The organism is Streptomyces sp. NPDC059142, from assembly GCF_042755665.1.
Classification (GTDB): Bacteria; Actinomycetota; Actinomycetes; order Streptomycetales; family Streptomycetaceae; genus Streptomyces.
In genome coordinates this window covers 20,467-43,679 of sequence record NZ_JBHZDA010000004.1, presented here as the reverse complement: position 1 = coordinate 43,679, position 23,213 = coordinate 20,467, and the positions used below count along the sequence as shown (strand labels likewise).

Genomic DNA, 23,213 nt, shown 5'->3' with positions numbered 1-23,213 from the left:
CCCCAACCCCTCCCCGGGTCCCCCCCACCCCCCCCCACCCGCTCTGGTGGTCCCCGGGGGGGCCCCCCCCCCCCCCCCCAACACCCAACTCCCAGTCGAGGTGGTAGCGGTCGAACAGCTCGGCCCGCAGCCGGGGCAGCGGCATCGGCGCCCCCGGCATCAGCGCCGCGAAGACCGCGCCCATCAGCAGGGCACGCAGCATCGGATAGTCGCCGTCCGGATCCGCGGACCCGTACCGCCGTACGGTCTCGCGCAACAGCCCGGCCAGCCGCTGCTGTTCCGGGCACTGCACGAACCCCTCCGCCTGAAGGATTCCGGCCATATGGGTTCGCATCAGGACGGGCCGGTCCACCGTGAGCCCGAGGATCGCGTCGATCGCCCGCGCCATCAGCTCCCGGCCGTCCCGCGCGCGCGGCTCGCGCTCCAGCGCGGCGGCGAGCGTACGGTGCATCAACCGGTGCACGGCGGACTGGAGAAGCTGCCGCTTCCCCGGAAAGTAATACGAGATGAGTCCGCGCGCCGAACCGGCCCGCTCCGCGATGTCCGCGAGCTTCGTGGCCTCGTAACCCCGCTCGGCGACCAGCTCCACCGTCGCCTGGAGCAGCCGCTCCCGGGAACGGCGGCGCAACTCTTCATTGACCGACGCGCTCCGCGGGGACATGCTCGACTCCTGCGTTGACTGGCTCCGAGCCAGTATAATCAGGACGTCCCGTCGAGGCCCTCTGGGCCCGTCGCACGGGGCTGCGCCGGTCTTGGGCGACGCGGGGGATCGCCCAAGCCCTGCGGCATCTCTTCAGGTTTCGTGTTCGGGACCTGCGAACATGCAGGTCCCGAGGGCAAAGTCGAAGACGGCGCATGTGCTGGGCCCGTCATCTCTGGTCGCTTCTGATCATGCTCAGGCTGAGTCAATGCCGATTTCTGCGATGTCCCGTCAGGTCGCTGCTGACCGGCCGGCTCGTCGGCCGACGTACTCTTCGGCCATGTCACGCATGTCGTCGGCGACAAGAGCCGAGCTGGACGCGGAGATAACCGACTTCGGTGAGGTGCTGGCCGGGCACCCTCATGTCCCGGGTCCTGCGGATGATGAGGCGCTGCTGGGTACTTGGGCCGTGGCGCTCGACGCGTACGAAGAGGCGAAACGCGTCCTCGGCGCAGCACGGACGGAGGCGGAGGCCCGTTCGTCGGTGCGGCGAGTACTGGACACGGGGCGGGAGGCCATCGCGCGGGTCGACCGCCACTCAGGCCGCGAGGCGCCGCGGTCCGCGCCCTGCTTCTTCGACCCGGGGCACGGCCGTTCCACGGTCAGACTTCCTTGGGCGCCGCCCGGAGGTGCGTCCCGGTTGGTGCCGGTGTGCGCGGCCGACGCCGTCCGGCTTCAGGAGGGCCGGCCGAAGCGGGGCGGCAACAGGCCTCCGCAGAAAAAGCGCCCGAAGCAGGGTGATCGGGATGAGCGGCACGCGCAGCGCCCTGCCGTACGCCTCGACAGTCCAGGGCCACAGGAGTTCAGGCACTACTGGACCCCGGAGGTTCCCGCGGTGCTCGTTCTACGCGCTGTTTCGTACGGGAAGCCCATGTCGACCACCCTCCGGAAGCTGCGCCGGGGAAGCACGGGCTTCCCCGACGCCCGCGACCTGGTGCTCACAGCGCGCGGTGACTTCTCCGCACGGCTGCCGCACCCGCCGACGGACCGTCCTGACGGGGGCCCGGCGTACCGGGTCTCAGGCGGCAGGTATCCCCATGAGGGGATACGGCCCCAGGCTCCCTACGACACCACCGACTTCGACGTGGACCGCATCCCGTACTGGGAGACCTGGCTGGAACCCGTCAGTGCCTGCCGGGAGTTCAGCACCTCGATCAGTGGTGACGGCTGGGACGTCATCCGCTACACGGGCGGCAGGGCCACCGCCCGCCTGACCCACGGCGGTCGTAGGGGAGAGATCGTCGTGGATCGACTGGACCGCCGGTTCCACGCGGTGCAACGGCTGTTCCACGCCCCTCGGCCGATTCTCGGCGGTGCTGCTCTGTCTCTGCCGCCGAAACCGGCATGGCTGGCCGTGCGGTGCGACGGCGTCTGGACTCTCGACGTCGGTCGCGACACGGCCGGGCCGGCGACATCGGCGTAATACACGGCGCGCGACTCAGCGTCACTCGGTGCGGGTGCATCACCGTACACCTGGGCATGCCCGATCCCTGTGGCTTCGTCGCACGCATCGACTCCGAGCAGCGGAACGAGGATGCGAATCGGCAGTCCTGAGCACTACAACGAGGGGATGACCGTCTTCCTCTGTTCCAAGTGCGGCACCGCGATCACGCCGGAGCTTGCCGAGCTTGCCGCCATCCGTGACGTCTCGGACGACGAGCGCGACCGGGACAAGGAGACACGCAGGGCACCTTCCACCCGTTCCGCAGGGCCACTACGCGATCGACCCCGAGCCCTGGGGGCCTCCCTACGTTGTGCAGGACGTTCAGGAGGACCCGAAGCCTGCTCAGCCGCGCGGACCTGTGGTCCGCCGTGTTTGTAAGCACTTCATTCGGCTCCAACGCACGGAACGGAAGTGGCTCCAGGCGTAAGAAGTTGATCTGGCTCCACTTCGCATAGCGATGCGAGGATCTTGGACGTTGGACAGGTCCGGCAGGAGGTGCGGAGATGAGTTTTCGGTTGGCGGCGTACGCCGTGTGCATCGAAGACGAGCGGGTGCTGCTCGCCCGTCATGTACCACCGGAGGGCGGGAGCGCCTGGACCCTTCCGGGCGGCAGGGTCGAGCAGGGGGAGGATCCGTTCGACGCGGTGGTCCGGGAGGTCGCCGAGGAGACCGGCTGCGCTGCGGTGGTGGATCGCCTCCTGGGAGTCGACTCACGGGTGATTCCTGCGGCCTGCGCGCGTGCGGGAGTCGAGCACCAGAATGTCGGCATCTTCTACCAGGTCCGTATCACTGGAGGCCAGCTCCGGCCTGAGCCGAACGGCGAGATCGCCGAGTCGTGCTGGACTCCGTTCTCCGACGTGGCCGGCCTGCGCCGTTCATCGCTGGTCGACATCGGCCTCGCCCTGGCTCAGACCCTTCCTGTAACCGGTCATGTCGCCCATGTCCCGGTCGGCGGCCTGATTCAGCACTGAGGCATCTCCAGCATCTACCTGGCCTGCTTGCCCATGGCGACGTCAACGCCCCCACCAGGCCGGCGGAACCACCCCATCGAAGTGGGGCCAAATCACCTTGCTACAGGGGCGTGCATCACACCACCACACGCCCCCTCCGACAGGCCAGTGGAGCCAAAAGAACTCCGTGCGCTGGAGCTAAGACAAATGCTTACACCAGAGGGGCTCAACCGGGCCTGCCCCTGCGGCGCTCCGGTCGCGACCCTCGCGGCCGACTGTTTCGGGCCCTTCGAGCTGCACCTCGACCCCGTCCGGACCTACGCGTTCTCCCAGTGACACCGCAAAGCGCGCGCACGACGTGCACGACACACCCGACAGATCCCGGCCACCCGACTCCTCCACTCCTCCACGACTGCCTTCCGTGGCGAACGACGGCTCGCAGGCGAACCCGCCGCCGAGCTGGGGCAGTTCGGACAGGACCAGCTCGGCGCGCTCGGCCCGGTCCTCAGAGTCATCGTGCTGTGGACCACGAAGTACCTCGACGCCGACGTCGGCCGGCTCCACGCCGAGGGCCACGAGATCCAGGACGAGGATGTCGCCCGCCTGTCCCCGCTCACGCGCCGCGACCTCAATCTGCTCGGCCGCTGCGGCTTCACCGCCTCGACCCCGGCAGCCGGCGCCCCGCGCCCGCTGCGCGATCCGGACGCGCGGGGTGGACGTTGTGGCGGGGTCAGTGGCGGGTGGTGGCGACGGCGAGTCCGAGGCCGATCAGTGCGATGCCGCCCGCGCCGCCGATCATCGACAGGCGCCGGTCGGAGCCGGCGAACCAGGTTCGGGCCGCCGAGGCACCCAGGCCCCAGGCGGTGTCGCAGACCAGGCCGATCCCGGCCGGGATCAGGCCGAGGACCATCATCTGCAACGGGATGTTCCCCGCGTCGTGGTTCACGAACTGTGGCAGGACGGCGGCGAAGAAGACCAGGCCCTTGGGGTTCGTGGCGCCCACCAGCAGGCCGTCCAGGACGGTGCGCAGATCACCGCGCCGTTCGCCCTCCCCGGTCGTCAGATCGGCGCGCAGCCGGCCACGGTGGCGGTACGCCTGGACGCCGAGGTGGACGAGGTACGCGGCGCCGCCCAGCTTCACGGCGGTGAACACGGTGGTCGAGCTCTGGACCAGGGCGCCGACGCCGAGTGCGACGGCGAGGACGAGGGCGTAGCAGCCCAGGAGGTTGCCCAGAACGGTGGCGAGCGCGGTGCGGCGGCCGTGCGCGAGGGCGCGGCCGACGACGAACAGGACGCTCGGGCCGGGGATCACGATCACGACGAGGGACATCGCGGCGAACGCGAGAAGGCTTTCCGTCTCCACGATGAGCTGGGACTTTCTGATCTGTGCCGGGCTACCGGCGAAGGGCGGTGCGGTGGTGTGAGCGGTGCCGAGGGGTGGGCCCGGCGCGCAGGTGGGACGGCTACCGGGAGAGGGCGCCCACCTGGGCGCGGGGGAGACGGGCCAGGTCGGCGGAGTTGATCTGGAGGGTGCGGTCGGCCGATCCGGCACCGCAGTAGACGGGCCGGTCTGGGTCGGCGACCGCGGTATCGATCAGACACAGCACCCCGGGCCGGTGGCTGACCGGAGGCACGCCACCGGGCACCAGGCCCTCCGCGGCGAGCAGGTCGGCGTCCGCCGCGCGCAGCCGGGAACGACTGGTGCCCGAAAGGGCCGCCAGACGGGCGAAGTCCACCCGGTCCTCCGCCCGCACCACCACGAGCAGCAGCGGGAAGTACGACGTGGCGAAGGCGAGTGTTTTCACCGCCTGCGACCAGGGGAAGGGCAGGGCTTGGCGCTCGGCGACACTGTGCGCGGCGGCATGCCGGTGGACGGTGTACGGGCAGCCGGCGGAGTCCAGTACGGCCTGCCAGGGCGCTTCGGGCGTACTCATGGAGTCACCTGCGGCCTTTGCTCGAAACGGAGGGGAGTCGACCTGCGGCCGGAGGGCGCGCGATCCGCTCCTGAGCCTGACCGGGACGACCGGTTCCGATCAACTGATTGTGAAATCCTGCAATCGTGATCACCCTGCGCTTCGCCGAGACGGCCGAGGAGGACATCGCCTTCTCCGTCTCCCCCCTGCTCGAAGCCGTCCACTCCTGGCACGTCCTCACCGACCCCGGCCACCACGCCCTGCACGTCCCCTGGGTCAGGCGGTGCCGCCGCCTGCCCGCAGCCCTGCGTCGGCGTATGCGCGGGCACGACTTCGTCGTGGCCGACTACATCCCCGCCCTCTTCGAAAGCCGCACCGGTGATCACGACGCCGGCTTCGCGGACCAGCTCGCGGCCGTACGGGCCCTGCCGCCCGCTCTGCTGGCCGCCGAACTCGCCCGAACGCTCGTCGACACCACCCGCCACACCGGCGACGACCTCGTCGACGACCGCGCCACCCGCGACGCGGTACTCACCGAGTACCGCAAAAACGACCCGAGCCGGGCGGCACGCCTGGAGGACATCCTCACCGACCCCCTCCCCGTCCTCGACGACGCGCTCACCGTGCTGGAGGACTACTGGGACGCCGCCTTCGCCCAGGAGTGGGAGCGCATCGAGCCTTCCCTGTACGAGTCGATCACCCGCTCAGGCGCCCGGATCGCCCACCACGGCCTGTTCCCGATGCTCCGCACCCTCGCTCCCCAGATCCGCGTGGACCCGGGCCGCCGGACCCTGCGCCTCGACCGTCCGCACGACCATGACATCTCCGTCACACGCGACCACCCCGTGACGCTCACCGCCAGCCACTACGTCTGGCCCCACGTCCGCGTCACCTGCGACGCCCCCTGGCCCCTGCGGATCACCTACCCCGCTCTGCCCCTCGCGCCCGCCTCGACCGCCCGCCCCGCCAGTCAGGAAGACACCCTCACCGCGCTCCGGGCCCTGGCCGCCGCCCCACGCCTGCGGATCGTCACCCACCTCGCCACCCAGAGCCGCACCACGCAGGAACTCGCCTCTCTCCTCGGCCTGTCCCCCTCCGTCACCTCCCGCCACCTCCATCAGCTCACCCAGGCAGGACTCACCACCACCCGGCGCGAGGGCTACTACGTTCTCTACGCCCTCGCCCCTGCCCGCCTCGACCAGATCGCCACCGCCCTCATCACCCTCGCCCCCAGGCCCGAGGACTGAGCGAACGCGTTGCAAGCCCCCGCGGGCATCGCCAGAAACAGGCCCTGCGTCGGCAACCGATCCCAGCGCATCCGTCCAGGTCACACGAGGCCGTCTCCCTCTCCCGTACCGAGTCGACGGTCGCCTGCGCACGCGTACCGGCGTACCCCCGCTAGCGGCTTATCCGTTGGTCCTCGACGCCGAAAGCGCGCGAGCCGTGGTAGCTTGCTTTGCATGGTAGATGGTTATGCAAGTATCCCCGGGGCGGACGGCCGGGTGGCGAGTCAGCTCCGTAAGGGGGTGCTGGAGTACTGCGTCCTGGCACTGCTGCGGGACGGCCCCCGCTACGGGGTGGAGCTGCTGGCGGAGCTTGCCAGGGTCGAAGTCATGGCAACCAGCCAGGGCACGATCTACCCCCTGTTGTCGCGCCTCCGGCGAACCGGGCTCACCGACACCCACCTGCAGGAATCCGAGAACGGACCGCCGCGCAGGTACTACACGCTGACCGACGCCGGCCGCAGCGCGCTGGAGGAGTTCACCGCGAACTGGCCCTCCTTCCGCACCGCCGTCGACCACTTCCTCACCCCTGGAGAGACAACGTGAACGACACGCTCGCCCACCCCCTCGTGCAGTCCTATCTGTCCTCGGTCGGGGACCGGGCCGCGGCGCTTCCCGACGTCCGCCGCCAGGAACTGCTGGCAGATCTGCGCGAGCACATCGAAGTGGCGCTGGCGGACTCCGGCACCTTCGACGAGGGCGAGGTGCGCCGGGTCCTGGACCAATTGGGGACACCCGGGGAGATCGTCGCGGCAGCCCTGGCCGAGGAGGCAGGCAGCGGCCCCGTACCGGAGAGCGGCAGGCACACCGCGATCACCCTCTGTCTGATCGTCGTCGCGCTGCCGGCCGCACTCATCCCGGTGATCGGACCGTTCTTCGCGCCGGCCGCCGTGATCGCCGCACTGGTACGGCTGTGGAGGTCCCCGCAGTGGGCACGCCAGGAGAAGCGGCAGGCGACGCTGCTCATGCTCTCGCCGGTCATCGCGGTCCCCGTGCTCGCCGCCGTCTTCTCCGTGGCAGGCGGCGGTCTGACCGCCATCGCGTTGATGGCCGCCTTGCTGGCGGCAGCGCTCCTCCCGGTGGCTGCGGCGGTCCGGCTGCACCGTTCAGCCGCACGGGTCCGGCAGCAAGTTCGCCAGGCCGCATGACCTTTGTCAGGCTCGTGCTGCACCGCCACCGTCGTACGACGGGACGGGCGCGAACCTGGGCTGCGCCCGGCCCACCGTCATCCAGGACGCGCGCCGACCGGCGCCGACCGGCCGACGCCGTCCACGTCCAGGCGCTGCGCCGGGCCCGTACGGAGCGCGCGTCCGGGGCGGCCGGGACTGCGGCGGTTGGGCAGGGGGGTTGCACTGCTGACCACGGCCTGACCCACCCTGAACCGTCATGGGGTGAGCCGGATCGTTTCGGCGTGGGCCAGCGGAGTGAGACGGGGTGTGCGTGGACGGTTGCCTGGACAGGTCGAGGGCGAGCAATACCGGATGCGGTGAAAGGGACTACATGAAGATGCACCGGGCGTTCGCCCTCGCTGCGGCAGCGGGAGCCCTCGCCGCGACTCTCGGCGGGCCGGGCGCGGCTTTCGCCGCCGACGGCCCCAGCGAGGTATCGATGGACAAGTGTGCCACCGGCGGAGGCTATGTCTACTACCCCAAGTTCGGCGGGGACACGATCTGCCGCACCGGCCAGTACGACGGCATCATGATCGGCAGCGTGGGGGAACCCAACGACCCCAACGCCCCCTCCGGCTCCGACTCTCCCGGATTCACGCAGGAACAGCTTGATCACGGCGCCTGGGCCTGAGTGGTGACGGCGACGGCGGCGGGTTGATCTCGGCGTGGCGCGCATCGCCCGCCCCGGCGCTCATCGGGACGGAGGCTGAGATCGACTCGACCCCGTCCCGGCTCCGGCTGGCGAGCACCGCCGCCGGCTCGGCGTCGTGCGCACGGCGATCCGCGTCGTACCGCGCGGAACTCTCCTCGTACGGCCTTTGAGGGTGGTGGACCGTCAGGACGCGGCCCCAGGTCGGCGAAGACCGGTTCGGTGGTTCAGTCGGTGGCGGGTGTCGTGGGGATGGCCGCGACACCCGCTGCGGTCATCTGTCGTGCGGTGGTCACGAGGTCGGCGATCGCCTCGTCGGGTGTCAGGCCGCAGAGGTCGATCAGGGCGAACAGCGACTCGGCGCTGATCACGAGGGCGAGGCCGCGGACCAGTTGGTCCACGTCCGCACGCTGCGTGGAGCCGCACCTGTCGGCCCACGGCGCGAGGGCGTGCTCGATGAGCCCGAAGCGGCGGGTGGGACGGTCCTTGGCCGTCGAGGGTTTCGCGATGGTCGAGGCGACGACCGCCCGGACGGCGCCCTGCCTGCGCAGTACCGCCCGGCCGAGGATCTCGGCGGCCTGGCCGATCCGTTCGACCGGGTCGTCGCCGTGGGTCGCCGATCGCAGGACCGCGACCAGATCCTCCGTCATCACGGCGGCGCGCAGGAGGGTGAGGAGGTCGGGGAAGTAGCGGTAGGCGGTCGCTTCGGAGACCCGTGCGTGCGCCGCGACTGCCGGCATCGTGATCTCCGCTCCGGTGTCGGCGAGGTCGCGGGCGGCCGCGATGATCGCCGACCTGGTGCGTTCCATCGTGTTGCTGAGCCCGTTCGGGCGACTCCGCTCGACCATGATCATCCTTTCGTGCCGACCGCAAGCATATCGGGTGGAACCCTTGATTTGGAGTCGGCTATTTTTTTGAGAGTCCACTTGCATGCGTGTCGGCGTCGGCCATAGAGTCCTGGCGTTGGCAGCCCCACCAGTCAGGGAGACTTCATGGCCAAGGTGTCGATCACCGGTCCCGGCGAAGGCGAACTCATCGTCAACGGCCCGTCGACGATCCGGATCCTCGAAGACGGCAGCAACACCAACCACCGCCTGGGAATGGGTGAAATCACCATCCCCCCGCACACCGCTGGTCCTCCGCAGCACCGCCACGCACAGCACGACGAGGGGTTCTACATACTTTCGGGCAGCGTGCGATTCACCGTCGGACAGGATGACCACGACGCCGGAGCCGGTACGTGGGTCATGGTCCCGCCGGGCGCACCGCACACCTTCGCCAACGTGAGCGACGAACCGGCGGTCATGCTCAACACCTTCACTCCGGACCTGTACGTGCAGTACTTCCGCGACCTCAAGGCCATGGTCGAGTCCGGGCAGCCGTTGTCGCGCGACGCCGTTGCGGAGGTCTGGACCCGCTACGGCACCGAACCGTCGACCGAGTACGCCTCGTGAACGTTCTCCTGGCGGCCAACACCGTCGGCGCCATCGCCGGCATCGTCTTCGCGCTGGTGGGAGGCGTACGCCCGGCCGCCCTGAGCGAGAGCGGCACACCGACCGGCGGCGAACGCTTCTACGGCTGGATGTACGCGAGCAGAGGAGTACCTCTCGGGGTGGCGGCCCTCGTCGCGCCTCTCGCGTGGCCGGGCCCCGCCGGCGCACTCATCCTGTGCGCGGCGGCCGCGGCCCAGGTGGGCGACGCCGTCATCGGAATCGCCACCCGAAAGGCGACGATGATCGCGGGCTCCTCGCTCCTGGCGGCCATACACGTCGCAACGGCGGTCACCACCGCGTGAGTACGGGGGCCGTGTGTGGAAAGTGGCTCGGTCCACCGGTCTCGCTTCGTCATGATCGAGGCACGGGGCGAGGGGATCTCTCTGACGAGCAGTGGTCGGTGCTGAAGCCGTTGTTGCCGGTGGTGAAGTTGGGACGGTCGCCGCTGAGCCGGCTGAGGCTGATCGACGGGATCCGGTGGCGGGTGCGGACCGGTGTTCCGCGGCGGGATCTGCCGGCGGAGTACGGTCCGTGGCAGACGGTCTACGGTCTCTTTCGACGCTGGCAGCGTGACGTCACCTGGTTCGCCCTGCCGACCGGGCTGAAGGGCGGTGGGCGACTCCAGCTTTCGACCGCGAGGACTACAAGGCCCGGCACGGGGTCGAGTACGGAATCAACCGCCTGAAGCGGAACCGGGCGGTGGCCTGACGCTTCGACAAACGTGCGGTCCGCTTCGAGGTCACCGTCCTCGTTGCCACGATCGACGAATGGCTGTGAACAGATGACGGTCTTCGACCGGCGCGGCCGGAACCGGTGCTCACCGCTGTGATACGTCGTAAGCCTCGCGAATGTACGAAGGGATGCGCCCATGGTCGTTTACCGGATGGCCGTTGGCGCGTGCCCAGAGACGTAGCGGCTCATCTTCCGGACGGGCGTCGCGTCTACGGGGTACAGCGGGCTTGCCGGGGCCTCTCCAGTCGCCCGAGGACACCCCTTCCAGGCGGTCCGCTGTCTCTTGGAAGAAGGCGTACAACGAGGTGTAGGCGCCTTCTTCGGGACCATTCGCCTCGTCCCAGGTTCCGAGGGTTCCGGTGAGCGTGTCCAGGAACGTTCCGTAGAGGCCGTCCCGCTCTGCGGCTATGGGCACCCACTCGCGACGCCAGAACGGATGGTCGGGGTCTGCGGACGGCTCCATCTCCTCCAGACCCGTCCGGCTGAGGTAGACCCGCTGAATGTCTGTGAGTCCGAGAAGAAGATGGCCGCCGGGGATGCCCGTCTCGCACCCCAGCCCCACCAAACTCGCCTGGGCATCGGGTTGTCCGTCGGCATCGATGTCGTTTGCCAGCAGCCACTGCCGCATCTCCGCCGGCAGGTCCCGACCCATGCGTATCTCGGCTTCCCTGATGGCCGCTGGACTTCCCGGCCCGCCGAGCGCGGCGAGAGTCTCAGGGTCGTTGCGTCCCAGCCACGCGGTTACCCGGCCCCACGCCTCTCGTACGTCTCCTGTCTCATACGTCGGTGTTTCACTCACGCGTGTCCACCCCGGCAGGAGGCGAACATACGTGGAACATGCCCATCCGTCTCGTCGGCGCTCAGGGGGCGTTGCCCGGTCTCCCGGCCGGTAAAGGTGTCCTCTTGGCAAGGCAATGACCGCTCACGACTCATGGGAGAACCGTATGTGGAACCACTGACAGTGACTGGCGCGGAGCGAGTTTCTGCATACGGCGCTCAGCCGGCCGAGCGCGCCACCGGCATGACCGCCACCGGGGTCGCGGCCGCGCTGGAGGACGCCCGGCCGCAGCGCGCCTCGCCGCGTCCGTGGCAGATGCCTCACGAGGTCAGGCCGGCGCTGGTCAGCCAGATGTGTTCGCAGGTCGCCGACGCCTCCTGGAGCTTCTGGGGGGACTCCTGCGAGGCGTGGTAGAAGGTCCGCTCGATCATCCAGCACAGGACGCGCGCCATCGCCGGGGCCTGGTCCGGTGCGGGGCCTGCCTGGACGCCGGCGCGCTCCAGGACAGCGGTGATGGCCGCGATGAACAGGTCTGCCGTGCGCTTCCACAGCTCGCCGATCTCCGGCACGGTCAACGACAGGTCGATCGCCGTGCGCATGACCGGGCCGTGCTCGTTCCACAGCTCGACCGTGCGCTGCATGGCTGCTGCGACGGCCCGGCGTGGCTCGTCGGTCCGCGCGGTGGCTTCGGACCGTTCCCACAGGTGCGCGACGGTCCGGGCCACGAGTGCCGTGACCACTTCCTGCTTGGAGCCGAAGTAGAAGTACAGAGCACCGCGGGTGATGCCCGCGCCCTGGGCGATGTCTGCGACGGTCATCGCGTCGTAGCCCTTCCGCACCAGCAGGGCTTCGCAGGTGTCGAGGATGGCCCGCTCCCGGACGTCGCCCTTGCGTTCGGTGGTGCGGCGGCTCCGCGCGGGCTGGTGGGCGGGTGTCAAAGCTGAGCACCCTCGGCGAAGTCGGTCGTACGCGAGAGCGTTTCCCATGTACGGATGTCCTCGTCCACGGCCGCGCGCGCGGTGGTCACCAGCCGCAGCGCGTCCGAGCCCAGGACGAGGTGGGCCGGCGGCCGCTCGACCGACGTGATGTGCACGACCGCTTCCCCGGCCTTGGCCGGATTGCCCAACTGGTTCCCGCTGGCCTTCTGCCGCGCCTCACGGATGGGGGTGAACAGCTCGTCGTAGTCGTCGATGGTCTGCGCGGTGCGCGTCATGGACCGTCCGGCCCAGTCGGTGCGGAAGGAGCCCGGCTCGATCGCCGTCACGTGGATGCCGAACTGCGCGACCTCCTTGCCCAGCGCCTCCAGGATGCCTTCCAGGGCGAACTTGCTGCCGCAGTAGGCGGACATGCCGGGCACGGCCATCAGGCCGCCCATGGAGGTGACGGCCATCAGGTGTCCTCGGCGGCGCGGGCGCATGTGGGGCAGCGCCGCCCGCAGGGTGGCCACCGCCCCGAACACGTTGACCTCGAACTGCCGCCGGACCTCGGCCGGCGGGGTTTCCTCGAAGGTCCCCTCCAGGCCGTAGCCGGCGTTGGCGATGACCACGTCCAGCGGGCCGACACTGCTCTCGACCTCGGCGACCACGCCGGCTACGGCTGCATCGTCCGTCACGTCCAGGATGCGACCGTGAGCGCGCCCGGGGCTGAGTTCTTCGAAGGACCGCAGGTCCTTCCCGGAACGGACGGTGCCGACGACGGTGTGCCCGGCGCCCAGGGCGGCTTCGGCGAAAGCCCGCCCCAGACCGGTGCTGACGCCCGTGATGAGCCAGTTCCGCTTCTCCACGGTTCTTCCTCCAGAGAGGTCTCATGAGAGAGCCGGGTCGCCCTCCCGAAAAAAGTCTACACCGTGTCGATTTTTATCGTTGCTGTGTTGATTCTGATGGCGCTCACGGAATGGAACCCCCGCGCCACCGCGTGCCGCGCACCGCTCTCCTGCTTCTCCCCGGCCTTCGCCGAGGACGCGGGACAGCTGATACGGAGCGTCGAGCACGGCCGGTGGCTGACCGTGGGACGTGGGCGTCGGCGCACGCCGGATCCGTCCCGCCGCCCTGTCCCCGCCCTACGACACTGCCAAGCATGCAGGTCACGGGCGCGGAACCGGGCACGGTGGATGTGCTGGGTCCGACGCCGCCCGACGGGTGGGCCGCGGTGCGGTGCCGCTACTCGACCGCTGCTTCGCGGTGTGGCGGGAGCGCGTCCGCTGCGGCGGGCGAAGGGGACGGGGCGTGACATCCGGCGGCGTCGTCGCCCTGGTCGACCAGGTCCTCGTACACCCCCACCTTGAACCGGATCAGGTCCAGGGACTCGGTGAGCCTGGCCATCTGCGTGGTGACGCGTGCCTCGTGTTCACGCATGAGCGCGAGCCGTTCGTCCTCGTTCCCCGCCCCCTTGCCCACCAGTCCGGCGTAGCGGCTGAGCGCGGGCAGGGGCATGCCGGAGGCGCGGAGGATGATGCAGACGGTCAGCCAGTCGACGTCGTCCTGGCTGTAGACGCGGCGCCCGCCGGGCCCGCGTCGTACGGGGTTGACAAAGAGACCCTCGCGCTCGTAGAAGCGCAACGCGTGAACGCTCAGGCCGGTGCGTGCCGCGACCTCTCCGATGCTCAGACGTGCGGGGATCTCAGCCATACCGGTCAGGGTAACGGGGTTGATCTAGAGCCGGGTCCAGATCCTAGGGTCCGTCGTGCGAACGGCGCTTCCGCCGCTCCGCGTGCTGAGCTGGACCCGAGTTGAGGAGCATCACCATGCGTTATCGCACTCTCGGCAGAACCGGTATCGAGGTCAGCGTCCACTGCCTCGGGACCATGATGTTCCAGGACGGCTGCAACTCCGATCACGACGACTGCGCCCGTATCATCCACGCGGCGCTCGACCGGGGGATCAACTTCGTCGACACCGCGGACATGTACGGTCAGGGCGAGTCCGAGGAGATCGTGGGTAAGGCGCTGCGCGGGCGCCGTGACGAGGTCGTACTCGCCACCAAGGTGCACTTCCCCATGGGTGAGGGCCGCAACCGCGGCGGCAACTCACGGCGTTGGATCCTCACCGCGGTCGAGGACAGTCTCAGGCGCCTGAACACGGACTGGATCGACCTCTACCAGGTCCACCTCCCCGACCACCGCACCGACATCGAGGAGACGCTCTCGGTCCTCACCGACCTCGTGCGCCAGGGGAAGATCCGCGCCTTCGGCTGCTCGAACTACCAGGCGGACGAGATCGTCGAGGCGCACCACGTCTCCGAGCGGCGCAACCTCGGACGCTTCCGTACCGATCAGCCGCCCTACTCGATCCTGGCCCGGGGGATCGAAGCCTCGCTGCTGCCCGTGTGCGAGCGCTACGGCATGGGGGTTCTGGTCTGGAGTCCTCTCGCCTTCGGGTTCCTCACCGGAAAGCACCGCAAGGGCCAGCCCGTCGACCTGGCAACGGGCCGTGCCGCTCTCCGGCCGGCGTTCTTCGATCCCACGATCGCGGAGAACGCCGCCAAGCTCGACGCTGTCGAACAGCTCGTGGAACTCGCGACGGCCATCGGCTGCACCCTCCCGCAGCTCGCCGTGGCCTTCACCGTGGCCCATCCGGCGGTCACCTCGGCGATCATCGGACCGCGGACGATGCGGCAGCTGGAGGATCTGCTGGAAGGCGCGGCGCTCACCCTGGACGACGCGACCCTCGACCGGATCGACGAGATCGTGCCGCCCGGGACGAACCTGTACAACCCCGCAACCGCGTTCCCTCCACGGTCGCTGACCGCAACGGCCCTGCGGCGCCGCCCCCTCGCCGAACGCTCCGCGGCCTGAGCGACACGGTCGCGGCGGCGACGTGAGGAAAGTCCTGAGGCTCGGAGCGGCGCAGCCTGGAAGGCGGCGGTCCCGAAGTCGTGTACACCGATGTCGAGGCCATACCCGTGGGTCCTGACACGGGCACCCCGCTTTCGCCGAGGAACGGATGGGTTCGGGATGACAGATGGGACCGGCGGCAGCTCCTTCGGCGGCAGCGCCGCGCCGGGCAGGGACGAGACCCCGGAGCAGCGCGCCGACCGGCGGTGGGGCGAACTGCTCCAGGAACTGAGGGTCGTTCAGACCGGTGTGCAGATCCTCTTCGGGTTCCTGCTGACGGTCGCGTTCCAGCAGCGCTTCGGGCAACTGACCCAGAGCGACCGTACGTTGTACATCGTGACGGTGACCCTCGGGGCGGCCACGACGGGCGCGCTGGTGGGCCCTGTCTCCCTGCACCGGCTGCTGACCGGCCGCCGACTGAAGCCGGAGACGGTCGTGCTGGCGTCCCGCTTCATGGTGACGGGCCTCATCCTGCTCGTCTGCACCATGGCGGCGGCTCTGCTCCTCGTCCTGCGGGTGGCCGGTGGTGACGCGGTCGCGATCCCGATCGTGGCGGGCATGGTCGTCTGGTTCGGCCTCGCCTGGTTCGTCCTCCCCGCCATGGCGCGGCGCCGGGCCATGGCCGCGGAAGCCTCCGAGTGAGCGGTCGACACCGGGTCCGTCGATCTGTCCGGAGGCGGCCTCGGCGACCACCTCGCGGCGCTGCTGTCGCCGGCGGGGTCCGACGAACTGCGTAGGCGATGGCGAGCCGGTCGACTACGCAATACCTGCCGACGCGAGTCGGCCCACCCCGGGAGCATCGTGTTCCCGGGGTGGGCCTGCGATTGCCGGGGCCCCTGAGAGGGCGCGACCTGGTGTCTCCGCCCTGCACCGCACCTCAACTTACGTGCGTAAGTTTATCGCCGTAGCCTCTTGCGGTGCTCGACGTAACACCCGTAGCCTTACGGTCGTAAGCACACAGCAGGAACCCCACAGGAGTCCGTCATGAGCAGTACCGCCACCATCACCGCGACCGAGATCGTCCTGCCGGGCAAGGTCGAGCCCAAGGGCCTGGAGACACGGACCCGCGACCTGCCGGCCCCGGACAAGGACCAGGTCGTCCTGCGGATGGAGGCGACCGGGGTCTGCTTCGCCGAGCAGCAGATGCGCCGGGGCAAGTACTACGACCAGCCGCCGTTCCCCTTCGTGCCCGGCTACGACCTGGTCGGCACGGTCGTCGCGACGGGCGAGCGGATCGACGCCGCCCTCGTCGGACGCCGGTTCGCCGCGATCACCAAGACCGGCGCCTGGGCCAGCCACCTGGTGGTCGACGCCGCCGACCTGATGCCCGTACCCGACGAGATCGACCCGGCCGACGCCGCGACGGTGACCGTCAACGGAGTCACCGCCTGGCAGATGCTGTACCGCGTGGCCGAGGTCCGCACCGGGCAGACCATCGTGGTGCTGGGCGCCAACGGCGGCGTCGGCTCCACCCTCGTCCAACTGGCGCGCCGCGCCGGCATCACCGTGATCGGCAGCGCCTCACCCCGCCACCACGCCGCCGTACGCGAACTGGGTGCCACCCCCGTCGACTACCGGGACCCGCACATGTACGCCCGCATCCGGGAGCTGGCCCCCGACGGCGTGGACGCGGTCTTCGACCACGTCGGCGGCCCCGGCGTCGAGGAATCCTGGCAGCTCCTGCGGCGCGGCGGCACCCTGGTCTCCTACGGCACCGCCGCCAGCAAGGACGAAGAGGGCAACTCACAGCTCCCCGTCCTCAAGCTCATCGCCCGCCTCAACGCCTGGAACGCCCTGCCCAACGGCAGGAGCGCCCACTTCTACAACCTCTGGGCCGGCCGGCGCCGCTGCCGGAAGACCTGGCAGCAGCGCATGACCGAAGACCTCACCCAGGTCCTGAGCCTGGTCGCCGACGGCTCCGTCGTCCCGCAGATCGCCGCCCGGTTCCCCCTGACCGGGACCGTCGCGGCCATGGAACTCGCCGAGTCCCGCACCGTCGCGGGCAAGGTCGTCATCGTCCCCGAGGTGTGACGCCCGGCGCGCCGCCGACAGCGCGGCCGGGAGCACCTGGGCCGCCGCCCCCGGCCCATGGGATCCGAGCCCATGGGATCCGAGCCCATGGGACCCGAGCCCACGGGATCCCGGCCCTTCACGACGGAAGGTGAGCACAGTGAAGGAAACCGGACCAGCGGCGGAGACGATCCTCGCGAAGCAGATCCGTGTCCGCACACGCAACCGTCGCGGTGAGGGCGGAAAGCTGCGTGACGAGATCATCGACGCGGCGGCGGAACTGCTCGACGAGACCGGAGACCAGCACGCGATCACCCTGCGATCGGTGGCCCGCCGGGTCGGTATCGCCACCCCGTCGATCTACCCGCACTTCCCCGACCCGTCGGCCATCATGCTGGCCGTCGTACGACAGGAGTTCGCCGCACTGGAGAGCGCGCTGGGCGCGGCGGCGGAGCGGGTGGGCGACGATCCGCGGGGGCGGCTGCTCGCCGTCTGCGAGACCTACCTCGACTTCGCCGAGCGCCATCCCCGGCGCTACCGCACCATGTTCGGCGGTGTGTGGACACCGACCCCGGCGGACAGCTCGCTGACCGAGAGCGACCTCGTCGGTCTCGGCGCGCCGTCCCTGCTGATACTCGTCGAAGCCCTGGAGGAGTGCGTCGCCGCGGGGGTCGTCGCCGGAGACGACGTGTACTGCGACGCGACCCTGTTGTGGGTGGGGCTGCACGGCCTCGCCCATCAGCGCGTCGTCTCCCCGGCCTACCCCTGGCCCGGGAACATCCACGAGCGTGTCATCCTCCCGCTCGCGCGCCTGAACACGGCGAGGCCGGGCCACACGGTCGTCGCGACACAACGGACCGCCCGGTAGCCACCGCACAGCCCACCGCCCGGCCGTCGCGTGTCGCCGTCGTTCATCCGGGTGCCGTGCTCCGATGGCCGGGCCGGCGGTGTGCGGGCAGCGTGGTCCGTATGACGCTGAGGCCGGCCGTGGCTCCGGACCCGGGAACCGCGGAGCCCCGGCCCGGCGGAGGCTGGGAGCGGCGCGGTGACATCCGGTGGCCCGCCGCTGTCGCCGTGGCCTATACGGTCGTCCAACTGGCCCTCCTGGTAAGGGGATCGGGGCTCGGCTGGGACGAGACGGTGTACGTCAGCCAGGTCGGCCGGGACACCGAGACCGCGTTCTTCAGCGCGCCGCGCGCCCGGGGCATCACCTGGCTCGTCGCCCCGGTGGCCGCGCTCACCTCGTCGGTCGAGGCGCTGCGCGTCTATCTGGCGCTGCTGTCGGGCGCCGGACTCCTCCTCGCGCTCCGCGCCTGGCGAGGACTGTTTCCCGCGCGGGTGCTCGCCCTCGCCGGCGCGCTGTTCGCCGGGTTGTGGATCACCGTGTTCTACGGTCCGCAGGCCATGCCCAATCTGTGGGTCGCCCTCGGGTCCCTGTTCGCGGTCGGCTGCTTTCTGCGGGCCGCGCGGGACCGGTCCGACCGCGCCGCTCTCGTCGGTCTCGGCGCCGGAACGGCGTTCGTCGCGCTCATGCGGCCCTCCGACGCCTTCTGGCTCGCGCTGCCGCTCGCCGCGGCCGTGCTCTCCGTCAGGGCGTGGCGGCGCCCGGCGCTGCTGCTGGTGCTCGCCGCGGGCGCGGCCCTGGGCTGCGCGCCGTGGGTCGTCGAGGCGTATACCGGGTTCGGCGGTCTCTTCGCGCGCCTGCGCCGGGCGAGCGAGATCCAGGGACACCTGGGCTGGTATCTCGCCGTCGACGACCAGGTCCGCGCGCTCGACGGGCGGCTGCTGTGCCGTCCCTGCGGTGTGCCGTGGCGGCAGCCGGTCACCGCGGTGTGGTGGTTCCTCCTCCCGCTGCTCACCGTCGGCGGGATCCTGGCGGCCGTCCGCCTCCGGCGACCGGCCGTCGTCCTGTTGCCCGCGTCGGCGGGCATCTCGCTGGCGGTGCCCTATCTGCTGCTGATCGGCTACGCCGCCCCGCGTTTCCTGCTCCCCGCCTACGCGCTGCTCGCGCTCCCGGTGGCGCAGTGTCTGACATGGATCTGCCGGGCCGCACGGCCCCGTCCGGTGGCCGCCGCCGCGCTCTCGCTGGTGGGGGTCGCGCATCTGGGGGTCCAGTACGCGGTCCTGGACGGCGTGGCGGCGCGCAGCCGGGGAAACCGGGTGGCGTTCGGCCGGGTCGCGGCCGAACTGCACCGCCACGGTGTACGCCCTCCCTGTGTGGTCAGCGGGGCCGAAGCCGTCCGGATCGCCCACCGGGCCGGCTGCGCGTCGCGTCAGACCGCCGGCCACGACGCCGCGATCACCCCGGCGGGGATCGCCGCCCTCGCCCGCGACCGCCCGGTGGCCGTCGTGGTGGCGGGCGGGACCGGGCCGCCCGCGTACGCGAGGAACTGGCGGGTCCTGCGCCTGCCGGAGCTGCCCGGTTCGGGTGACGCGCGCGCCTATGTGTCACCGTCCGCGTCCACCCGGCCGGTGCCGAGGGCCGTCGGCGGGGAGCAGCCGGACCGCGTACCGCGCGGATGACGCCGATGACGCCGGTCCCTGCCGATGGAGCCCCGCCGTACGGCGGTACGAGGCTTCCGCCCCCAGCGGTGGCCGCCGGTCCCGGGGCGGCGGCACCATGGAAGGACGAGGGAAAGTGTCTGGAGGAATTCCTCATGATGGAAGTCAAGACGATCGAGAAGCCCGATGAACGGCGGGACTTTCCGCGGGGCCACCTCGAAGCCCTCCACCTGACCGGGCTGGACTTCGCCGTGGCCACCTTCGAGCCCGGATGGCGCTGGACCGAGTCGGTGGGCCCCCTCGCCGGCACGGAGAGCTGCGAGGTCCACCACAACGGCTTCGTGGTCCAGGGCAGGATGGGCATCCGGATGGACGACGGTTCCGAGAGCGAGGTCGGCCCCGGGGACGTCTTCGTCTGCCCGCCCGGTCACGATGCCTGGGTCGTCGGCGACGAACAGGTCATCCTGTACGACTTCGCCGGCGTGATGGCGCAGGAGTACGGCCGCCCGGCGCAGAGCTGAGGCGGAGGCCGAGCCCTTTTCCCGCAGATCGGGAAGAGGGCTTTCCCCTGCGGGCTTTCCCCTGCGGGCGTTCCCGCCCCGGGACGGTCTGCCCGGTAGCCGCGATCGGCCCGTCGGCACTGTCGGCGGCCACCGGCCTGGTGTCGCTCGGTCGTCGCGAGTACGGCCGGAGCGATCCGTACCTCGCGGATCACCCCCGGCGCGTTCACACGCACGGTTCTTCCAGGTCGCGCGTTCCCCGTCGCGGGGATCTTCTTGTGGTCATGAGCGAGAATGGCTCCGCCGGCCTCCCGGACCGGGACTCCGGCGAGTTGGACGCACTGCGACAGCGGCTGGGCGTCCTGGAGAAGGCCGGTCCGGCGCATCACCCGTTCCGTTCGTTCGGCTCGGTCCTGTTGATCCTTTTCGCCGCGCTGCTGTCGCTGCTCTCCGTCGTGGCGGTGTGGGCGAACAGCATCGTGCGGGACACCGACCGCTACGTCGCCACCGTCGGGCCGCTGGCCCGCGACCCCGATGTGCAGAAGGCGGTCACCAACCGGGTCACCGCCGCCGTACTGGCGCAGATCGATGTGGACGCCCTGGTCAAGGAGCTGGCGAGCGCGGCCTCCCAGAAAGGCGTCCCGCCGCGGGCGGCGAATCTGCTGAAGAGCCTGGACCGGCCGATCTCCCAGGGCCTCAAGCAACTGATCAGCGGCACCGTGCAGCGGGTGGTCACCAGCAGCGCCTTCGAGAAGGTCTGGGTCGACGGCAACCGCAGGGCACACGCCGCTCTCGACAAGGCGCTGACGGGGCAGGCCAACAGCGCGGTCTCGCTGAAGAACAACCAGGTCACCATCGACGTGGGCCCCATCGTCGCCCAGGTCAAGGACCGCCTGGTGAGCGCCGGTCTCGCGCCCGCCGCGAAGATCCCCACCGTCCACACGGACTTCGTCGTGTTCGCGTCGAAGGATGTCGGAAAGATCAAGACCTATCTGCGCATTTTGCAGATCCTCGGCGGCTGGCTGCCCGTCATCGCCCTGCTCGTCGCCGCCGCCGGGGTGTACGTGGCGTTCAACCGTCGGCACGCGCTGATCGGGGTCGCGCTCGCGGTGTTCGTCGCCATGCTGGTCCTCGGTATCGCCCTCACCGTCCTACGCGACGTGTACCTGTCCCATCTGCCCCCCGGGTCGTCCCAGGCGGCTGCCGGAACCGTGTACGACGCGCTGATCAAGTTCCTGCGCGCCGGGGTACGGGCGCTCGCCGCGGTCGCTCTCCTCACCGCCGTCGGCGCGTTCCTCGCCGGCCCGTCCCGGGTCGCCGTCCTCACTCGTACGGGCTGCCGCAGGAGCATCTCCGCCCTGCGCGGGGTGGCGGAGTCCGCGGGACTCCGCCTGGGGGCGGTCGGGCGGTTCGTGCACCGCTACAAGCGCTGGATCGGGGCCGCCGTCCTGGTGGTCGCGGCGGTCGTCCTGTTCACCTGGACCTACCCGACCACGATGGTGGTGGTGTGGACGGCGGTGCTCACACTGGTCGCGCTCGCGGTCGTCGAGTTCCTGGACGCCGGTGACACCGAACCGGCCGACGGGCCGGGCGGGTCCACGAGGCTGCCATGACCCCCGGGGCGGGCACGCACGGCGGTGCGGCGTCGGCGCGGGTCGTCCTGCTGACGCTCGCGGCGGGCCAGTTCCTGATGGCGCTCGACAGCTCCGTCATGAACGTGTCGATCGCGACGGTGGCCGACGACGTGGGCACCACCGTGACCGGGATCCAGGGCGCGATCACCGCGTACACCCTGGTCATGGCGATGCTCATGATCCCCGGTGGGAAGGTCGGCGCGCTGATCGGCCGCAAGCGGGCGTTCATGATCGGCTGTGTCGTCTACGGATGCGGTTCGCTGACGACCGCGCTCGCTCCGAACCTGCCGGTGCTGCTGGTCGGCTGGGCGTTCCTGGAGGGGGTCGGGGCATCGCTGATCCTGCCCGCGATCGTGGCGCTCGTCGCGGGGAACTTCACCGTGGAACGCCGTCCGGCGGCGTACGGAATCGTCGCCGCGGCCGGGGCCGTGGCGATCGCGGTGGGGCCGCTCATCGGGGGTGTGGCGACGACGTACTTCTCCTGGCGCTGGGTGTTCGCCGGTGAGGTGGTGCTCGTGCTCGGGATCCTGGTGTTCGCCCGGCGGGTCGCCGACGCGGCGCCCGGCAGGCGGCCGCGCGTCGATCTCGCCGGTGCCGCGCTCTCCGCACTGGGGCTGGGGATCTTCGTGTTCGGCGTCCTGCGCTCGGACCAGTGGGGCTGGTTCCGGCCGAAGCCCGGTGCTCCCTCATGGCTGGGAGTCTCGCCGGTGGTGTGGCTGATGCTGGCGGGCCTCTTCCTGATCTGGCTCTTCCTCCGCTGGGAGGCCAGGCTCGTCGTCCGGGGCAGGGAGCCGCTGGTGGACCCGGCGCTGCTGGGGAACCGGCAACTCACCGGCGGCCTGACGATGTTCTTCTTCCAGTACCTCGTGCAGATGGGTGTGTTCTTCGTCGTACCGCTCTACCTGTCCGTGGCGCTCGGCCTCTCCGCGCTCGACACCGGCGCGCGCATCCTGCCCCTCTCGCTGACGCTGCTGGCCGCCGCGATCCTGATCCCGCGGCTGCTCCCGCACGTCTCACCGCGGCGGGTGGTGCGGTGGGGCGTCCTCGCCATGTTCGCGGGGGCCGTGGCCCTGATGTCCGCGCTCGACGCGGGCGCGGGCGCGGAGATCGTCACGATCCCGCTGCTGCTGATCGGTCTTGGCATGGGCGCGCTGGCCTCTCAGCTCGGCTCGGTCACCGTCTCCGCGGTGCCGGACGAGCAGAGCGCCGAGGTCGGCGGCGTCCAGAACTCCGTCACCAATCTCGGGGCCTCGGTCGGTACGGCGCTCGCCGGGTCGATCCTGATCGCCACGCTGACCACGTCGTTCCTGACCAGCGTCGACCAGAACCCGGCCGTCCCCGCCGAGGTCAGGACCGCGGCGAACGCCCAGCTCCAGAGCGGCGTGCCGTTCCTGTCCGACGCCCAGCTCAAGACCGCCCTCAAGGACTCCGGCGCGAGCGCGGAGGTGACCGCCGCCGCGCTCGACGCGAACGCCGCGGCGAGACTCGACGGTCTGCGCGCCGCACTCGCCGTCCTCGCGCTCACGGCCCTCGTCGCGCTGTTCTTCACCCACCGGATCCCGACGGTCCAGCCCGGTTCGGCCAAGGCGTAGCGCCGCCGCTCGGTACGGACGGGGCGGTGACG

Annotated in this window: 26 protein-coding genes and 2 pseudogenes; 19 read left to right on the top strand and 9 right to left on the bottom strand. The window is 70.5% G+C overall.

Annotated elements, in window-relative coordinates:
- Positions 1–661: TetR/AcrR family transcriptional regulator (locus ACFXPK_RS03180; protein WP_385071035.1), on the bottom strand; the 661-nt coding region annotated here is incomplete at its 3' end.
- Positions 662–1,571: 910 nt separating this feature from the next.
- Here ACFXPK_RS03180 and ACFXPK_RS03175 point away from each other — a divergent pair.
- The 4 genes and pseudogenes from ACFXPK_RS03175 to ACFXPK_RS03160 all read left to right on the top strand — a co-directional run.
- Positions 1,572–2,123 (top strand): hypothetical protein, encoded by a 552-nt coding sequence (locus tag ACFXPK_RS03175; RefSeq protein ID WP_385071033.1) that lies wholly within the window; start codon positions 1,572–1,574, stop codon positions 2,121–2,123.
- A 524-nt stretch (positions 2,124–2,647) separates the two neighbouring features.
- A complete protein-coding gene (locus ACFXPK_RS03170; RefSeq protein WP_385071031.1) occupies positions 2,648–3,115 on the top strand; it encodes an NUDIX hydrolase in 468 nt (155 codons plus the stop codon).
- A 186-nt stretch (positions 3,116–3,301) separates the two neighbouring features.
- Entirely contained in the window at positions 3,302–3,430 is a 129-nt protein-coding gene (locus ACFXPK_RS03165; protein WP_385071028.1) for a hypothetical protein, read from the top strand.
- Positions 3,431–3,568: 138 nt separating this feature from the next.
- Positions 3,569–3,802 (top strand): annotated as a pseudogene (locus ACFXPK_RS03160) (Tn3 family transposase); the annotation flags it as partial.
- A 22-nt stretch (positions 3,803–3,824) separates the two neighbouring features.
- Here ACFXPK_RS03160 and ACFXPK_RS03155 read toward each other — a convergent pair.
- Both ACFXPK_RS03155 and ACFXPK_RS03150 read right to left on the bottom strand, forming a co-directional pair.
- Positions 3,825–4,460, bottom strand: coding sequence for a LysE family translocator (locus tag ACFXPK_RS03155; RefSeq protein WP_384996320.1), 636 nt, complete (start codon positions 4,458–4,460; stop codon positions 3,825–3,827).
- A 97-nt stretch (positions 4,461–4,557) separates the two neighbouring features.
- Positions 4,558–5,028 (bottom strand): aminoacyl-tRNA deacylase, encoded by a 471-nt coding sequence (locus ACFXPK_RS03150; protein WP_385071025.1) that lies wholly within the window; start codon positions 5,026–5,028, stop codon positions 4,558–4,560.
- Between the two features lie 125 nt (positions 5,029–5,153).
- On the opposite strand from ACFXPK_RS03150, the gene ACFXPK_RS03145 reads away from it, so the two are divergent.
- From ACFXPK_RS03145 to ACFXPK_RS03135, 3 genes are all read left to right on the top strand, one after another.
- Complete coding sequence (locus tag ACFXPK_RS03145) at positions 5,154–6,254, top strand: DUF5937 family protein (RefSeq protein ID WP_385071022.1); 1,101 nt, start codon at positions 5,154–5,156, stop codon at positions 6,252–6,254.
- Positions 6,255–6,467: 213 nt separating this feature from the next.
- Entirely contained in the window at positions 6,468–6,836 is a 369-nt protein-coding gene (locus tag ACFXPK_RS03140) for a PadR family transcriptional regulator (protein ID WP_384996293.1), read from the top strand.
- On the top strand, positions 6,833–7,438 hold the full coding sequence (locus ACFXPK_RS03135) for an HAAS signaling domain-containing protein (protein WP_385071017.1): 606 nt from the start codon (positions 6,833–6,835) through the stop codon (positions 7,436–7,438). Before ACFXPK_RS03140 ends, ACFXPK_RS03135 begins: the two co-directional genes overlap by 4 nt.
- 77 nt (positions 7,439–7,515) lie before the next feature.
- Here the strand turns inward: ACFXPK_RS03135 and ACFXPK_RS03130 are convergent, their stop codons facing one another.
- Positions 7,516–7,653 carry a hypothetical protein gene (locus ACFXPK_RS03130; protein ID WP_385071014.1) on the bottom strand — a complete coding sequence of 46 codons (138 nt, stop codon included), beginning with the start codon at positions 7,651–7,653 and terminating at the stop codon, positions 7,516–7,518.
- Positions 7,654–7,790: 137 nt separating this feature from the next.
- Between ACFXPK_RS03130 and ACFXPK_RS03125 the strand changes: the two genes are divergently transcribed.
- Positions 7,791–8,090, top strand: a complete 300-nt coding sequence (locus tag ACFXPK_RS03125) for a hypothetical protein (protein ID WP_385071011.1) — start codon at positions 7,791–7,793, stop codon at positions 8,088–8,090.
- Between the two features lie 245 nt (positions 8,091–8,335).
- On the opposite strand, the gene ACFXPK_RS03120 is transcribed toward ACFXPK_RS03125, so the two are convergent.
- The gene (locus ACFXPK_RS03120; RefSeq protein ID WP_385071008.1) at positions 8,336–8,956 is read right to left on the bottom strand and encodes a TetR/AcrR family transcriptional regulator; all 621 of its coding nucleotides are present in this window, start codon (positions 8,954–8,956) and stop codon (positions 8,336–8,338) included.
- A 144-nt stretch (positions 8,957–9,100) separates the two neighbouring features.
- On the opposite strand from ACFXPK_RS03120, the gene ACFXPK_RS03115 reads away from it, so the two are divergent.
- From ACFXPK_RS03115 to ACFXPK_RS03105, 3 genes and pseudogenes are all read left to right on the top strand, one after another.
- Positions 9,101–9,562, top strand: coding sequence for a cupin domain-containing protein (locus ACFXPK_RS03115; RefSeq protein WP_384996302.1), 462 nt, complete (start codon positions 9,101–9,103; stop codon positions 9,560–9,562).
- On the top strand, positions 9,559–9,903 hold the full coding sequence (locus ACFXPK_RS03110) for a hypothetical protein (RefSeq protein ID WP_385071005.1): 345 nt from the start codon (positions 9,559–9,561) through the stop codon (positions 9,901–9,903). The genes ACFXPK_RS03115 and ACFXPK_RS03110 overlap by 4 nt, the downstream gene beginning before the upstream one ends.
- 11 nt (positions 9,904–9,914) lie before the next feature.
- Positions 9,915–10,378, top strand: a pseudogene (locus ACFXPK_RS03105) (transposase).
- Positions 10,379–10,418: 40 nt separating this feature from the next.
- Here the strand turns inward: ACFXPK_RS03105 and ACFXPK_RS03100 are convergent.
- The 4 genes from ACFXPK_RS03100 to ACFXPK_RS03085 form a co-directional block, all read right to left on the bottom strand.
- Complete coding sequence (locus tag ACFXPK_RS03100) at positions 10,419–11,132, bottom strand: SMI1/KNR4 family protein (protein ID WP_385071002.1); 714 nt, start codon at positions 11,130–11,132, stop codon at positions 10,419–10,421.
- 299 nt (positions 11,133–11,431) lie between these two features.
- Positions 11,432–12,049: a TetR/AcrR family transcriptional regulator gene (locus ACFXPK_RS03095; RefSeq protein WP_385071000.1), complete on the bottom strand. Its 618-nt coding sequence runs from the start codon at positions 12,047–12,049 to the stop codon at positions 11,432–11,434.
- On the bottom strand, positions 12,046–12,894 hold the full coding sequence (locus ACFXPK_RS03090) for an oxidoreductase (protein WP_385070997.1): 849 nt from the start codon (positions 12,892–12,894) through the stop codon (positions 12,046–12,048). Before ACFXPK_RS03090 ends, ACFXPK_RS03095 begins: the two co-directional genes overlap by 4 nt.
- 376 nt (positions 12,895–13,270) lie before the next feature.
- On the bottom strand, positions 13,271–13,738 hold the full coding sequence (locus tag ACFXPK_RS03085; protein WP_385070994.1) for a MerR family transcriptional regulator: 468 nt from the start codon (positions 13,736–13,738) through the stop codon (positions 13,271–13,273).
- A 116-nt stretch (positions 13,739–13,854) separates the two neighbouring features.
- Between ACFXPK_RS03085 and ACFXPK_RS03080 the strand changes: the two genes are divergently transcribed.
- The 8 genes from ACFXPK_RS03080 to ACFXPK_RS03045 all read left to right on the top strand — a co-directional run bounded on the left by ACFXPK_RS03080 (position 13,855) and on the right by ACFXPK_RS03045 (position 23,181).
- A complete protein-coding gene (locus ACFXPK_RS03080; RefSeq protein WP_385070991.1) occupies positions 13,855–14,904 on the top strand; it encodes an aldo/keto reductase in 1,050 nt (349 codons plus the stop codon).
- Positions 14,905–15,063: 159 nt separating this feature from the next.
- Entirely contained in the window at positions 15,064–15,585 is a 522-nt protein-coding gene (locus ACFXPK_RS03075) for a DUF6328 family protein (protein WP_385070988.1), read from the top strand.
- Between the two features lie 342 nt (positions 15,586–15,927).
- The gene (locus ACFXPK_RS03070; RefSeq protein ID WP_385070986.1) at positions 15,928–16,974 is read left to right on the top strand and encodes a medium chain dehydrogenase/reductase family protein; all 1,047 of its coding nucleotides are present in this window, start codon (positions 15,928–15,930) and stop codon (positions 16,972–16,974) included.
- 139 nt (positions 16,975–17,113) lie between these two features.
- Positions 17,114–17,821 carry a TetR/AcrR family transcriptional regulator gene (locus ACFXPK_RS03065; RefSeq protein WP_385070983.1) on the top strand — a complete coding sequence of 236 codons (708 nt, stop codon included), beginning with the start codon at positions 17,114–17,116 and terminating at the stop codon, positions 17,819–17,821.
- A 101-nt stretch (positions 17,822–17,922) separates the two neighbouring features.
- On the top strand, positions 17,923–19,476 hold the full coding sequence (locus ACFXPK_RS03060; protein ID WP_385070980.1) for a hypothetical protein: 1,554 nt from the start codon (positions 17,923–17,925) through the stop codon (positions 19,474–19,476).
- 134 nt (positions 19,477–19,610) lie between these two features.
- Complete coding sequence (locus tag ACFXPK_RS03055) at positions 19,611–19,976, top strand: cupin domain-containing protein (protein ID WP_385070977.1); 366 nt, start codon at positions 19,611–19,613, stop codon at positions 19,974–19,976.
- A 263-nt stretch (positions 19,977–20,239) separates the two neighbouring features.
- Entirely contained in the window at positions 20,240–21,568 is a 1,329-nt protein-coding gene (locus tag ACFXPK_RS03050; RefSeq protein WP_385070974.1) for a hypothetical protein, read from the top strand.
- Positions 21,565–23,181, top strand: a complete 1,617-nt coding sequence (locus ACFXPK_RS03045; RefSeq protein WP_385070971.1) for an MFS transporter — start codon at positions 21,565–21,567, stop codon at positions 23,179–23,181. Before ACFXPK_RS03050 ends, ACFXPK_RS03045 begins: the two co-directional genes overlap by 4 nt.
- The last annotated feature ends 32 nt before the right edge of the window (positions 23,182–23,213 follow it).